Annotated in this window: 13 protein-coding genes; 5 read left to right on the top strand and 8 right to left on the bottom strand. The window is 61.4% G+C overall.

What is annotated here, in order from left to right; translation table 11 throughout:
- Nucleotides 1–62: 62 nt before the first annotated feature.
- A complete protein-coding gene (locus DBR00_RS21445; RefSeq protein WP_371920641.1) occupies nucleotides 63–800 on the top strand; it encodes a methyl-accepting chemotaxis protein in 738 nt (245 codons plus the stop codon).
- Nucleotides 801–835: 35 nt separating this feature from the next.
- On the opposite strand, the gene DBR00_RS09455 is transcribed toward DBR00_RS21445, so the two are convergent.
- Nucleotides 836–1,957 carry a GGDEF domain-containing protein gene (locus tag DBR00_RS09455; RefSeq protein WP_108488249.1) on the bottom strand — a complete coding sequence of 374 codons (1,122 nt, stop codon included), beginning with the start codon at nucleotides 1,955–1,957 and terminating at the stop codon, nucleotides 836–838.
- A 276-nt stretch (nucleotides 1,958–2,233) separates the two neighbouring features.
- Here DBR00_RS09455 and DBR00_RS09450 point away from each other — a divergent pair, with 276 nt between their 5' ends.
- Together DBR00_RS09450 and DBR00_RS21270 are read left to right on the top strand one after the other, a co-directional pair.
- Nucleotides 2,234–3,172, top strand: a complete 939-nt coding sequence (locus DBR00_RS09450; RefSeq protein ID WP_108488250.1) for a tripartite tricarboxylate transporter substrate binding protein — start codon at nucleotides 2,234–2,236, stop codon at nucleotides 3,170–3,172.
- A 76-nt stretch (nucleotides 3,173–3,248) separates the two neighbouring features.
- A complete protein-coding gene (locus DBR00_RS21270; RefSeq protein WP_158271562.1) occupies nucleotides 3,249–5,960 on the top strand; it encodes an EAL domain-containing protein in 2,712 nt (903 codons plus the stop codon).
- Nucleotides 5,961–6,311: 351 nt separating this feature from the next.
- Here the strand turns inward: DBR00_RS21270 and DBR00_RS09440 are convergent, their stop codons facing one another.
- A complete protein-coding gene (locus DBR00_RS09440) occupies nucleotides 6,312–7,184 on the bottom strand; it encodes an MBL fold metallo-hydrolase (protein WP_108488252.1) in 873 nt (290 codons plus the stop codon).
- Between the two features lie 99 nt (nucleotides 7,185–7,283).
- Between DBR00_RS09440 and DBR00_RS09435 the strand changes: the two genes are divergently transcribed.
- A complete protein-coding gene (locus DBR00_RS09435) occupies nucleotides 7,284–8,183 on the top strand; it encodes a LysR family transcriptional regulator (protein ID WP_108488253.1) in 900 nt (299 codons plus the stop codon).
- A gap of 6 nt (nucleotides 8,184–8,189) precedes the next feature.
- On the opposite strand, the gene DBR00_RS09430 is transcribed toward DBR00_RS09435, so the two are convergent.
- The 6 genes from DBR00_RS09430 to DBR00_RS09405 form a co-directional block, all read right to left on the bottom strand.
- Nucleotides 8,190–8,678 (bottom strand): GNAT family N-acetyltransferase, encoded by a 489-nt coding sequence (locus DBR00_RS09430; protein ID WP_108488254.1) that lies wholly within the window; start codon nucleotides 8,676–8,678, stop codon nucleotides 8,190–8,192.
- Between the two features lie 31 nt (nucleotides 8,679–8,709).
- Nucleotides 8,710–9,273 carry a DUF4136 domain-containing protein gene (locus tag DBR00_RS09425; RefSeq protein ID WP_108488255.1) on the bottom strand — a complete coding sequence of 188 codons (564 nt, stop codon included), beginning with the start codon at nucleotides 9,271–9,273 and terminating at the stop codon, nucleotides 8,710–8,712.
- A gap of 24 nt (nucleotides 9,274–9,297) precedes the next feature.
- Nucleotides 9,298–9,891: a DUF4136 domain-containing protein gene (locus DBR00_RS09420; protein WP_108488256.1), complete on the bottom strand. Its 594-nt coding sequence runs from the start codon at nucleotides 9,889–9,891 to the stop codon at nucleotides 9,298–9,300.
- Between the two features lie 29 nt (nucleotides 9,892–9,920).
- Nucleotides 9,921–10,670 carry a methyltransferase gene (locus DBR00_RS09415; protein WP_108488257.1) on the bottom strand — a complete coding sequence of 250 codons (750 nt, stop codon included), beginning with the start codon at nucleotides 10,668–10,670 and terminating at the stop codon, nucleotides 9,921–9,923.
- On the bottom strand, nucleotides 10,667–10,981 hold the full coding sequence (locus DBR00_RS09410) for a nucleotide pyrophosphohydrolase (RefSeq protein WP_108488258.1): 315 nt from the start codon (nucleotides 10,979–10,981) through the stop codon (nucleotides 10,667–10,669). The genes DBR00_RS09415 and DBR00_RS09410 overlap by 4 nt, the downstream gene beginning before the upstream one ends.
- A 91-nt stretch (nucleotides 10,982–11,072) precedes the next feature.
- Nucleotides 11,073–11,927 carry a MaoC/PaaZ C-terminal domain-containing protein gene (locus tag DBR00_RS09405; RefSeq protein WP_108488259.1) on the bottom strand — a complete coding sequence of 285 codons (855 nt, stop codon included), beginning with the start codon at nucleotides 11,925–11,927 and terminating at the stop codon, nucleotides 11,073–11,075.
- Between the two features lie 173 nt (nucleotides 11,928–12,100).
- Here DBR00_RS09405 and DBR00_RS09400 point away from each other — a divergent pair, with 173 nt between their 5' ends.
- Complete coding sequence (locus DBR00_RS09400) at nucleotides 12,101–13,093, top strand: AraC family transcriptional regulator (RefSeq protein WP_108490016.1); 993 nt, start codon at nucleotides 12,101–12,103, stop codon at nucleotides 13,091–13,093.

The raw sequence follows: 13,093 nt of genomic DNA, 5'->3' as shown, positions 1-13,093 counted from the left end.
CGGTCAGTCAGGTGGCACAGGTGGTCGATAACACTGCTGGACGCTCCAGCCAGCAGCAGGAAATGACCGATATGGTTGCCACTGCTGTGCATGAGATGGGGCTGACTGTGCAGGAAATCGCGCGCAACGCCAGCAGTGCCGCCCACGCTTCTCAGGCGGCACGCGAGGAAGCGCAGCAGGCCCGCAAGGTGGTGGGGGAGTCGATCAACCATATCGAGAGCATGTCGGCTGACATCGGGGGGGCCGCAGCCGCAGTGGGTGAATTGGCCGAGCAGGTTGCCTCGATTGATCAGGTGCTGGCTGTCATTCGCGGTATCTCCGAACAGACCAACCTGCTGGCGCTCAACGCTGCCATCGAGGCGGCGCGTGCCGGTGAGATGGGGCGTGGCTTTGCCGTGGTGGCCGATGAAGTGCGCACCCTGGCCAGTCGTACGCAAAGCTCGACTGACGAGATCCAGCAGATGATTCAGCGCCTTAAGCAGGGGGCAGAAACCGCCGTCAGTTCCATGCATGCCGGACAGAGCGCCACGGGCACCGGGGTTGAAGCCAGCCAGCGCACGGGGCAATCGCTCAGTGCGATCACCGATCAGGTTGAGCGCATCAGCGATATGAATACTCAGGTTGCGGCAGCCACCGAAGAGCAGTCGTCGGTCACCGAAGAGATCAATCGAAATGTGCAGGGGATTGCGGATCTGGCGCACGCCACCGCCGGCGAGGTGCAAGTCTGTAAGGAAGACTGCCGGACCCTGCGTGGTTTGGCCGATGATTTGGCCAAGCAGATGAGCAGCTTCCGCCTCTAAATTCTGAAACAGGCGGCACTGCTTTGCCGCCTGTTTCAGGCCAGCTCGATGCGGTTGCGGCCGGCGTTCTTGGCTTGGTACAAGGCGTCATCAACCCGTTTGAAGAATGCCTCGGCAGTGCCATCGAGTTGTGTATCAAAGCAGCCCACGCCCAGGCTGGCTGTTAGCGGTAGGGATGTTCCCGGTACGCTGAAGCCTTCGCGCTCAAGTTCCTGACGGAATCGTTCGGCCATCTGGCGTGCTTCTTCCAGGCGGGTATTGGGCATGAGAATGCCGAACTCTTCTCCGCCCAGCCGTAGCAGTGCATCACTGTCACGCCGGAAGTTCTGGCGCATGCGCTCAGCGAAGGCGCTTAGGCAGTGGTCACCGCAAATGTGGCCATATTGATCGTTGATTCGTTTGAAATAATCAATGTCCAACAGCACCAGGGACAACGGCTGGTGCTGCCGCTGGGCGTTGGCCACCATTGCCGGGAACAGGTTGTTGAACTGGTAGCGGTTGCCCAGTTGGGTCAGGCTGTCAGTGCGGCTGAGCTGTTCCAGTTTTTTCTGTTGTTCGAGCAGTTGCCGTTCCAGGGCCAGGGTATTGTGGTATTCACGGTGACTGCGACTGAGGGCCAGCAGCAGGTAGCTCAGATAGAAACTGAGCGTGATCAGGATGGCATGTTGTTCTTGCCAGTCCATGGCCAGGCTGAGTAATCCGGGCAAGTAGAGCAGCAGCAGGGCCAGGATGGCCGGTCGCTTGCGCATGGCAAAGTTGAATGCCAGCGCCGTGCTGAAGGCGATGGTGCTGAGGGTGGCAATGATGGCCGAGTCGCTGAACAGGGGCTGTTTGTGTACGAACGCATGGGCCAGTCCCCAGCTGAGCGCCGTCAACAGGATCAATCCCCAGTGAAAATTGAGCCAGCGCCTGAGCGTGGCATCGTTCTGCTGTGCGGGGAGGCGATGCAGCACGCGCAGCGCCAAAAGCAGGGCGAAGGTAACCAGACCGATCAGACCGGAGACGATCAGCGCATCGGGTTCATTGCTGAAGACCCAGGTCAGAAACCAGGCCAGCAGGTAATAGGCACCACCCAGCGGTGAGCGGTTGCGCGTGTCTTGCGCTTCGCGCCAAAGGGCGAATGCTGCTGACTCACGGGGAACGTGGGCTTCAGTCATGCTCTGTGATCACAAATTCGACGTGCTGGCAGCATAACCCGTCCGCACGGAAAAAGCTGTCATATCGCCATCTATGCTGATCGGCGCCCTGTTTGCTTGAAAATGAGGTAAATGCGCAGTGTTCTCCAGTATTTCGCGGTCATTTACAGCTTTCTGGTGTGATTGACCGAGGTGAGCTAAAACCAAAGGATGGGTGCATCCGTCGCTTGGTTGTTTCCTAAAACGTATCGGGTTCACGCCAGTGGCGTGCATACGGCATGACAAAGTGAGGTGAGCATGTTGATCGGGCGTGCAGGCTGGCTGTTGCTGCTGAGCGTTTGGGGGCATATCGCGACGGCGGCCGTATTCCCTGAGCGCCCGCTGACCATGATCATCGGCTATGCCACAGGCGGCAGCACGGATCAGCAGGGGCGAGTGCTGGCGCAGGTGTTGCAAGAACAGCTGGGGCAACCCGTTGAAGTCAGCAACCTGCCTGGTGCCGGTGGTGCTGCTGCCACTGCGATGTTGGCCAGCAGTCTTGAGCAAGGCTATGTGTTCCAGTTTGGTGGTTCATCCGTGGTGAGCATTGCCCCACTGCTTTCGCCGGCTTCATATGATATTGACAGTTTTACCTATGTTGCCGGCTTGTCTCTGGAGCAGCCCGCGTTCGTTACTGGAGCCAAGCACGGTATTCGCGATTGGTCTGGGTTACTGGCCTATCTGCGTGCCAATCCGGGGCAGGTCTATGTCAGTCAGGCGGCTGAAGATCGCCTGATTATCAAGGCAATCGCCCGGCGCGAAGGGCTGCAACTGCGTACGATGCCAACCTCTGGTGGTGCCGCTATGGCGCCGCTGGTGATTTCTGGCGAGGCGGTTTTTGCTTACAGCGGCGGCACCCATACCGGCTATACCGATTCTGGTGAGATGCAGGTGCTGGCCAGTCTGGCTGATGAGCGGCTACGCGGTTATCCCGAGGCGCCGACTTTGCGCGAGCTGGGTTACGGACTCGGTTTGCAAACCACGCGTATCGTCATGGTGCCAGCCAATACGCCAGCTGATCAGGTTGAGGTGCTGGCGTCGGCGTTGGCGCAAGCGAGCAAGGATCCGCGCTTCATCGAGGTGACGGAGCGACGTATTCGTCAGCCGGTCATGTTCATGCGCGGTGCAGAGGTCAAGCCGCTGCTGCTGCAACAGATGCAAGAATATCGGGCGCTGATTGATGAAATCGGTCTGTAACCGTGAACCGAACATTCACGGATACGTGATTGCCCCTTCGTTACCCTGAGGCACGATGGTGATGAGCAGTAGATCGATGCCCAAGATGGCCCGCTGGGAGTTGAAGTTCTCCACCCGGATTGCACTGTTGTTCGGCATGCTCGGCATGGTCGCAATCAGTGTGGTGATGGTTTATTCGCTGCGCACCGCCGAGGATAATCTGCAAAGCGAGATCAAGAACCGCCTGCAGCAGTATCAACGGACCATCATCAGTCTTATCGAAAGCCGCCTGCAGTTGCTCGATGTCTATCTGCACAGTGCATCCGCAAGGCGCTCGATAAGTGCCTTATCGGAGACGGCAGTGGCGGTGGAGGACATTGCTGCGGATGTGGCGTTTATGTTCCAGGACGCCAATACCGATGCTCGTCTGGACGTCTTCTTCGTGCTTGATCCGGCCGGCAAGTTGGTGATGGATGCCGGTCTGCCGTTGTATGACATACAGCCCCTGGTGGCAGCACTCCGTTCCCCCATTCATTACGTAGCGAGTTGGTCTGTGGCTCAGGCAGGGGCGCAGAGTGTCTTGCTCAAGGCCAAACCAATCTTTGACCCTGCGAGCCTGCAATTGCGGGGCTATCTGTTTGTCGGGCTGGTGCTGGCGGATAACCGCTCCTTGCTCGCTGAGTTGAGCGCCAGCAGCCGCCTCGACCTGCTGGTACTGGGGTATGCACAGCAGCCACTGCTGTGGCAGGGCGATCGGGCGCTGTGGCGCGACAGTGCGGCCAGCCTGACACGCCTGGAGCGCGATGGCAGTGAGTTGTATGTGCAGCGCTTGCCGATCACCCTAAAAGGCGTCAAGGAGCCATTCTGGCTGACCCTTGGCGTATCGGATAACCGTTTTGCCTCAATTTATGAGAGCTACCTGCACTCGTTTCTGCTGATCAGCAGCGGCTTTCTGCTGTTGTTACTGGTGGCGGCCTGGTTGCTGCGTATCAGTCATGACCGGGCTATCAATCAGTTGCTTGGATTTATTGAGGCGACTCAGGCAGGGGCCCGTGATCGCGGTTTTCAACCCACCGGCATCTATGAATACAACCGCGTCGGCGTGGCAATGCAGCGCATGGTGGAGGACCTGCAGATTGCGGCCACGGTGTTTGAGGCTGCTGAAGGCATGTTGGTAACCGATGCGCAGTTTGTGGTGTTACGCGCCAACCCGGCATTCAGCCGCATGAGTGGCTACAGCGAAAGCGAAGTGGTGGGCAGCCTTTTCGACTTCACGCTGGTACCGGATAGCCTCGCCAGCAACCGTGCGGCCATGGAGGCGGCGTTGGCCGGGCAGGGCGCTTGGCAGGGCGAAATATTTGGTCGGCGCAAGCATGGTCAGGACTACCCGCAGTGGCTGAGCATTGCTGCCGTGCGCAGCGGCGCGGCTGAACCACACTTCAATTATGTGATCACCCTGGCGGATACCACCCAGCGCAAGGCGGCTGAACAGCGTATCGAGCAACTGGCCTACTACGACCCATTGACCAGCCTGCCCAACCGCCGCTTGCAACGCGAGCGCCTGGAGCATGCCGTGCTCGCCAGCGAAAGCACACGCCAGCGTGGTGCGGTAATGTTTATCGACCTGGATGATTTCAAAACGCTCAATGATGCTCGCGGCCATGACATTGGCGATCAGTTTTTGCAGCAGGTGGCCGAGCGACTGGTGGGCTGCGTGCGGCAGGCTGACAGTGTGGCGCGTATCGGTGGCGACGAATTTGTCATCCTTCTGGAAAACCTGGGCGTCGAGCCGTTGGCGGCTGCGCAGCAAGCCGGCGCCATTGCCGACAAGGTGCTGGTCGCTTTGCGTCAGCCGTTCAGGGTCGGTGGCGTGGAGCACTTCAGCACCTTGAGTATTGGCATTGCCATGTTCAATGGCACCGGTGAGCCGCTGGATGACCTGCTCAAACAGGCCGACCTGGCCATGTACCAGGCCAAGGCGCTGGGGCGCAATACCTGCTGTTTCTTCGAACCCCAGATGCAGCAACGGGTGATGCAGCGCGCCAGCCTGGAAAGCGAATTGCGTCAAGGGCTGCTGAAAAGCGAGTTCATCCTCTACTACCAGGCGCAGATTGATCAGCGTGAAGGGTTGCAGGGCGCGGAAGTGCTGCTGCGTTGGCAGCATCCGCAGCGCGGCCTGCTCACGCCGGGTGAGATCATCCCGATAGCCGAAGGTAGCGGGCTGATTCTGCCGTTGGGCGAGTGGGTGTTGCAGACGGCCTGCGCGACCCTGGCGCAGTGGGGGCGGTCGGCCGAGTTGCGTCATCTGAGCCTGTCGGTCAACGTCAGTGCCAAGCAGTTGCAGCAGCCCGATTTTGTCGAGCAGGTGCTGCATATCGTGCAGCGCAGCGGCTGCAACCCCAGCAGCCTGAAGCTGGAAATCACTGAGAGCATGCTGCTCGATGGCCGTGAAGCGGTGATTGCCAAAATGGCTCGGCTCAAGGCGCATGGCCTGCGCTTTGCCTTGGATGACTTCGGCACCGGCTATTCTTCGCTGTCCTACCTCAAGACCCTGCCATTGGATCAGCTGAAGATCGACCGCTCCTTTGTCTGCGACCTGCTCAGCGATAATCAGGATGCCGATATTGCCTGCACCATCGTGTCACTGGCGCATGCCCTGAAGCTGGACGTGATCGCCGAAGGAGTGGAGACCCAGGCCCAGTGCGACCGTCTGAGCAGCTTTGGCTGCACTTGCTTCCAGGGGTATTACTTCGGCCGGCCGGTGCCGCTGGAGCAGTTGTTTGCCGCAGCGGCGACCGAGCCGGGTTGAGGCCCTCGCAGTGCTCCAGCACGTGATCGATGGCGTCTGGCTGTTCATGTCCGCCCAACGCCATCAATGCTGGTCGCACTGGCTTCGTTAAGGCCTAGCCCCTCGCCCTTGCGGCCATTGCGACGCTGTTTCAGCGCTATCAACAGCAGCATGCTGCCGGCCACCAGGCACGACAACGGGCTTCGGCCACCGGATTTTAGGTTGGTCAGCCCGGGCAGTTGCGCCCTGAAAATCAGGATGGCCAGGGCGTCGTCAGCGTTGGCGCGTTAGATCGCTGCCGGGTGCATGCAGAAAGGCCTGGCGTTGAGCCAGGCCTTTTGGGCTGCTGCGAGGTCCTTCAGGTGCGGCGAGTTATGGCCACTGCATTTCACCCTTGAGCACCTTGGCGCTCAGTTCCAGGCTGCTGGCGTCGAGCAGCTGTGGGTACTTGGCTTTCATGGTTTCGATCAGCGCTTGGCTGTTCTTGGCGTTGGGCAGTGCCGCTTCCAAGTCATTGAGGTAGTTGCGAGTAAAGCGCAGGTCATCCAGGTTTAACGTTGGTTGGCCCATGTAGTGCCCCGGCACCAGGGTTTTCGGTTGCAGTGCTTGCAACTCATCCAGCGATTTCAGCCAGGATTTACGGGCCTCTACTGTTTGTGCATCGGCAATCCAGGGGTGGATGTTGGCGTAGGTCAGCACGCCGCCCACCACGGCCTTGATGCTCGGAATCCACAGGCTGGTGTGCTTGGGGTCATGGCCGATCAGCTCGATGCGCTGGCCTTCCAGGCTCAGGTGATCGCCTTGCAGGGCGTGCGGCACCACTGTACGGGCCGGTGCGGTGTCCTTGAGGATCGGGCCCCAGTAGGCCAGTTTGGGTGCGCGGCTTTTTTCGATATAAGCGATGGTTTCGGCGGTGGCCAGCACCTTGGCCTTGGGGAAGGCGCGGGTCAGGGTGTCCAGGCCGAAGTAGAAGTCCGGGTCGCCGTGGCTGATAAAGATGGTGGTGAGGTTTTTGCCGCTGGCTCGAATGCGCTCAACCAGTTCCTGGGCTTCACGGTTGGAGAACTGCGCATCGACCAGCATGACATCGCGCTCGCCGCTGATCAGCGTTGAGGTGACGGGGAACACGGCTTTGTCGCCCGGGTTGTAAACATCCAGGGTCAGTGGTTGGGCCATGGCGGTGGTCGCCAGGGTCAGCAGGCTGGCGCTGGCCAGCAGGCCGCGCAGGTGAGTGATGATCGACATGGTGAACTCCTGTTGAGTGAATGAGCGTATGTTAGTTGCTTTAAAGCGATCAAAAAGCCCCGTAATCTGCGCATATTTGTTGCGCTATTTGAGCTAATCATGGATCGCCTGACAGCTACGCGGGTCTTTGTCGAAGTGGTGGAGCGCGGTAGCCAGACCGCCGCCGCCGATGCACTGGAGATGTCACGGGCGATGGTTTCGCGCTACCTCGGTGAGCTGGAAACCTGGGTGGGCGCGCGCTTGCTGCACCGCACCACGCGCAAGCTGAGCCTGACCGGTGCCGGTGAGCAGTTGCTCGGCCAGTGCCGCGAGATGCTGGCCATGGCAGACGCCATGCAGAGCGTCAGCCGTACGGATGAGGCAGCCCCGCGTGGCACTTTGCGCATTGCCTGCAGCCAGTCGCTGGCCCAAGCCTGGCTGGTGCATGCGCTGGATGAGTTTATTCGCCTGTATCCGCAGGTCAGCGTCGATCTGCTGGTGGGCAGCCAGGCGGTCAATCTGGTGGAGGCGCGTATCGACCTGGCCCTGCGCATCACCAATCAGCTCGACCCTAACCTGATCGCCCGCCAGTTGGCGGTGTGCCGCTCGGTGGTGTGCGCCACTCCCGCCTACCTGGCCAGGCACGGCACACCGCAGCGGCCCGAGGAGCTGACCCAACACAACTGCCTGAGTTATGCCTATTTTGGTCGCAGCATCTGGGAGTTCAGCCGCGCCGGTGAGCCGCATGCCGTGGCGGTGAGCGGCAACCTCAGCGCCAATGAATCCATGGTGCTGCTGGAAGCCGCGCTGGCCGATATCGGCATCAGTTTGCAGCCGCGTTATTCGGTCGGTGCGCATCTGCGTTCCGGAGCGCTGGTGCGGTTACTGCCTGACTACGAGCCGCAGCAGCTGGGCATCCACGCCCTGTACGGCACGCGCCGGCAAATGCCGCCGGCGCTGCGCGCGCTGCTGGATTTTCTGATTCAGCGGTTGGCGGATCGGCCGGACTGGGACCTGTAAGCCGGTCTATAGCGGTTTATTGAACTGGATCAGCGCGACGCGCTGGCCCTTGGGGTCGCGGCGTTCGACCACGCCGCTGAGGGCATAACCGAGCTTGGGGTAGAGCAGCAGGCCGGCGCTGTTGGCGTTGAAGCACGACACCTGCATGCGCTTGGCGTGGTAATGCTCACGCGCCAGCTGCTCCATCACCGCCACCAGATAATGCGCCACGCCATGGCCGCGGGCCCAGGGCGCCACCATCAGGTTGCCGAGGGCGCAGTGGTCGTTGTAGTGCCACTGGTAGAAGTTGGCAAAGCCGGCCACCCGGCCATCGAACAGGACCACCGTGCTGTCGCGGCGTTCGGCCATGGCGGCGGCCAACTGGCCGATGCTCAGTGGCCAGTCTGCCTTGGGAAAACAGAAGAACAGCTCATCGGCGTTCTGTGGAAAGCCGACAATCTGGGCCAGATCAGCCGCCGCAGCAGGGCGATGGCTGAGGTGTGGGGTGGTGCTCATGCAACATCCTTGTTGAGTGAGGAGTGCGCGCTCAGCGCGGTGGGTATTGGCTTAGCACTTCTGCAACCGTACTGCGAATCGCTGCCGCGCGCTCGTTGGGGCTGGGTTGGCGGCTGCGCAGCACCTGTTCGGCACTACCGCGCCAGACCAACTTGCCGTCCTTGCCGTCGAGCAGGTCGATCTGCAGGATGCCGACCTGATAGTCCAACGTGCGGGTTTCCACATAACTCGGGCCGCCCCAGAACCCCCCGGACCATGGCTCGCCCCAGCCTCCGCCAAAGTGGGTGCTGACCTGCTGCTGGCGGTTGTCGACGATCATCCACACTTGCACCTTGAGATCGCCCGGCGTATTTGCCGCTGTTGCGCGCAGGCCACGTTGGTCGAGCTGTTCGCGGACCGCGCTGCGAATACGTTGGCCGGTGAGGTCGCTGTTGATGCGCGGGTCATCGGGTTTGAACTGTACGGCAGGTTCCTGCCAGCTCCAGCTGCGGTAAGCGGTAAAGTCCCGCTCGGGGTCGAAGTCGCGTTCCAGCTGCGGTGTCTGGCAGGCGCTAAGGATCAGCAGCAGGGGCAGTAACAGCAGTGATGCACGCATGGGGGCTCTCCTCGGGTTCAGCAATCAGTGTGGTGGGTACGCCGCCAGAGCCTGTTGTACCGCATTGCGCAATGCCGCGGCGCGTTCACTCTGGCTGCCGCTGTTAAGGGTTTCGGCGCTGGCGCTCCAGATCGGCTGACCATCCTGGCCATCGAACAACTCGATGCGCACCACCATGACCTCTTCGGTATAGCTGCGCACCAGCGGCGCACTGCCCCACATGCCGTAGTCGTTGCCATACCGACTATGACCGTACTGGCTGCCGTAGTGTTCGGTGACCTGGCGCAGGCGTTGCTCCAAACGCAGCTCGGCGCTGACCTTGAGGTCGCTGGTGTTGCCAGCGCGATGTGGGCGCAGGCCGCGTTGGTCGAGGGCATTGCTGAGTGCTTCCTGCACCTGCTCGGAGCTGGCCCAGGCCGTGCCGGCAGGCAGGCGTTGCCAGCTCCAGGTGCGGTAGCGGCCGAAGTCGCGTGGTTTTGCCGGATAGGCGCTGAGATCCAGTTGCTGGGCCGCCTGTGCGGGTGCAGGCGGCAGGGGCTTACTTTCGGCGGTATATGGGTTGTCGCTCTGGCAGGCTGCGAGACTCGTCAGTAGCAGTAATGCGCCCAGTCTTTTCATTGAGTGTTCAGCCTCCAGTGAGAGGGCAATCAGCGTGGCCGGCAGATCCAGTGCAGGTAGCGCCCCAGCCCGGCAAAGCTGGGGTGGCGGCGGTAGGCCAGTTCCATTTCCAGCAGGTCGATCAACTCAGCCTTGGCCTGAAAGGGTGGCGGCATGTAGTCGTGAAACACCCGCACGCCACTCTGGCTTTCGACTTGCCAATTCGCCTCAAGTTGCGCCGCCAGCTCGCGCGGATCAAGCGGCATCTGCGGGGTCAGACTTTGCTTCTCGCCAGCAAACTCGGCCTTGCGCAGCTTGCGGAAGTGGCCTTTAAGCAGGTTGCGGTAGATCAGCGCATCCTTGTTGTAGAACGCCAGCGACAGCCAGCCACCGGGCGCGCACAGCTGGTGCAGCACCGGCAGAATGCTGTGCGGTTCGGCCAGCCACTCCAGCACCGCATGGCAGATCACCAGGTCGTAAGGTTGCTCTCGCTGGCCGAGCAAGTCCTGCCAGGGCGCTTGAATAAAGGTGGCATGTTGTCCTGCTGCGGCAAAGCGCTCGCGTGCACCATTGAGCATCGGTTCGGCAGGTTCCGTCAGCGTCACCTGATGGCCGCGCTCGGTCAGCCACAGCGACATATGGCCAAGCCCCGCGCCAATATCCAGCACCCGCAGCGGCCTGTCGGGCAGGGCTTCGGCGAGATCGGCCTGGAGTACGGCCAGGCGAATCGCACCCTTGGCGCCGCCGTAGATCTTCTCGGCAAAACGCGTGGCCAGCTCGTCGAAGTGCCGATCAGTCATGGCGTGTCTCCGAGGAAACGCCGTTCGTTGTCGGCCAGTTTGGCGCGCACCACCTGTTCCATGTCCAGACCCAGTTCGCCACACAGCAGCACCAGATAGAGGATGACGTCGCCGATTTCTTGCCCGGCATGGGTGAGTTGCTCAGCGCTGAGTTGCCGCGATTGCGCTTCGTTCAGCCACTGGAAAATTTCCACCAGCTCGGCCATTTCCACGCTGGCGGCCATGCTCAGGTTCTTCGGGCTGTGAAAGGGACGCCAGTCATTGTGATCACGAATGGCGTGCATACGGGTGGTGATTTCAGCGAGGTTCATCAGGCGCTCCAGCAAACAGACGCCTAGCTTCGGGGGTTCGGCCGTGCGGTGCAAGCGGCTGCCGTACTGGAAACGGCAGACTCCGGAGGATTCAGCCCAGTGTTCGCCAGTGGCCGGTCATGTGCACGCGCTCATCATCACCGAGCAGGCTGAACTGGCCATTGGCCGCAGGCTCGCTGCTCAGTAGGCGTACGTCGGCGGGCAGCAGCACCGGTTTTTGGAAACGCACGCTCACTTCATAGCCGGCGGCAGGCAGGCGCGTGCCCAGCTCGGCCAGGGCGCGGCCTTTGTTCCACAGCCCGTGGGCAATGGCGCGGGGGAAGCCGAACAGCTTGGCGGTGGCGGCAAACAGATGGATCGGGTTGTAGTCGCCAGCAACGCGCGCGTAGCGCCGGCCGATATCGGCTGGCACACGCCAATGCGCCAGGGTGGTCTGCTCAAGCGCTGTTTCGCCGTCTCGCTCGAGTGGCTTGCCGTCCAGACGCAGGGCGCGGCATAGGATGCGGCTATCACCTTCCCAGAGCAGGCCGAGCTGGTCGTGCAGTTGGGTGATCAGGCTGAAGGTCACGCCCTTGTCATGCGGCTGTAGGTTTTGCACCTGCACGCTGACCGTGAACGGCCCGAGGCCTCCAAGCGGGCGTAGCACGCGGATATGGTTTTCCAGATGCACCAGCCCCAGCAGCGGGAACGGAAAGCGCCAGTCTGTGAGCAGCTGCATTTGCAGGGCGAAGGCCAGGATATGCGGATAGGGGGCGGGGAGCAGGTGGTCGTCAGCAAACCCACAGATCTGCCGATAGCGAGCCAGGTGTTGGATATTCACGGTTACCTGACAGCGCACGCCCAACTCAGGCAAGCGGCGCCCGGTGACGCGGCGACGCAGAGCCGCGCGTAGAAAAAGGCCGGGTAATGCGGGTGGGGTGGGCAGATCGAGCCAGTCGATGGCCATGGGGGCACTCCTCAGAACGGTGGCAGCAGCTTAGTCGGCGCGTCTGTATCTGCATTGGCCGCCCTGCCTGGTTGTGCGGCGGGGCAGTCAATTGCACGTATTCACGCCTTGAGCGCAGGACCTAAAGCTGCCTAAGATGGCCGCGCCTCGCGAACAATAAGAATTTCTGAAAAATGCGTGACCTGACTGACGACGTGGCGCTGATGCGGCCCGTATTAGATGCCTTGCGTGCCAGTGGTACCGATCCTGATCGCGTGCTGGCGCGTGTCGGCCTGCCGCCTGGTGGTTTGCCCGCCGGCCGGTTTCCGCATGCCGCCCAGACGCTGTTCTGGAAGGCGGCGATCGACGAATGCGGTGAAGAGCATGTCGGCCTTTACCTGGCCCAGCACCTTCCAGCCTTTCATGGCCTGCTGCTGGAATACCTGTTCCTTTCCAGTGAGACCTTCGGCGAAGGCCTGCGCCATGCCCTGCGCTATGTACGCCTGCTCTCCGACACCCTGAACGCCAAGCTGGACGTCCAGGGCGAGCGCGCGGTGCTGGTGCTCGGGCTGGTTCCCGGCACCCCACGCCATTTCCCGGAAATGCTCGCCGGCGCGGTGATCCGCTTGTTCGATGCGCTGACAGAAGGTGACTTTACCCCCTATGAAGTGCAGTTCATGCATGCCGAGGGTGCCCCGGCTGAGCGTTATCAGCAGGTGTATGGCTGTCCGGCACAACTGGGTGGTGAGCGTTACGCGCTGGTGTTCAATGCCGCTGTGCTGGACAAAACCTCACGGCATGCCGCCCCGGAACTGCTGCGCATGCACGAGTCGTTGGCGCGGCGGCAGCTGGCCGAAGTCGAGCGACTGGACCTGGTGCGCAAGGTGCGTGAGCTGATTGGCGAGTTGCTGGTCGACAGCGGCGCGACCCTGGAACAGGTCGCCGCGCGGCTGAACATGCCGGCGCGGCGGCTGCGCGAGCGACTGGCCATGGCCGGGGTGCGCTTCAATGACCTGGTGACTGACTACCGCTGCCGTTTGGCCAAGGACCTGCTACTCAATACGGATGAGCGCATCGAGGTGATTGTCGAGCGCACTGGCTTCTCCGAGCCGAGCACCTTCTATCGCGCGTTCAAGCGCTGGGTCGGCGAAACCCCGGTGGAGTTTCGCAAACGCGGCAAAAATTGA

The organism is Pseudomonas sp. HMWF032 (genome assembly GCF_003060885.1).
Taxonomy (GTDB): domain Bacteria; phylum Pseudomonadota; class Gammaproteobacteria; order Pseudomonadales; family Pseudomonadaceae; genus Aquipseudomonas.
Note: the sequence above shows the minus strand (reverse complement) of the source record. Positions and strands in the feature narration are given on the sequence as shown.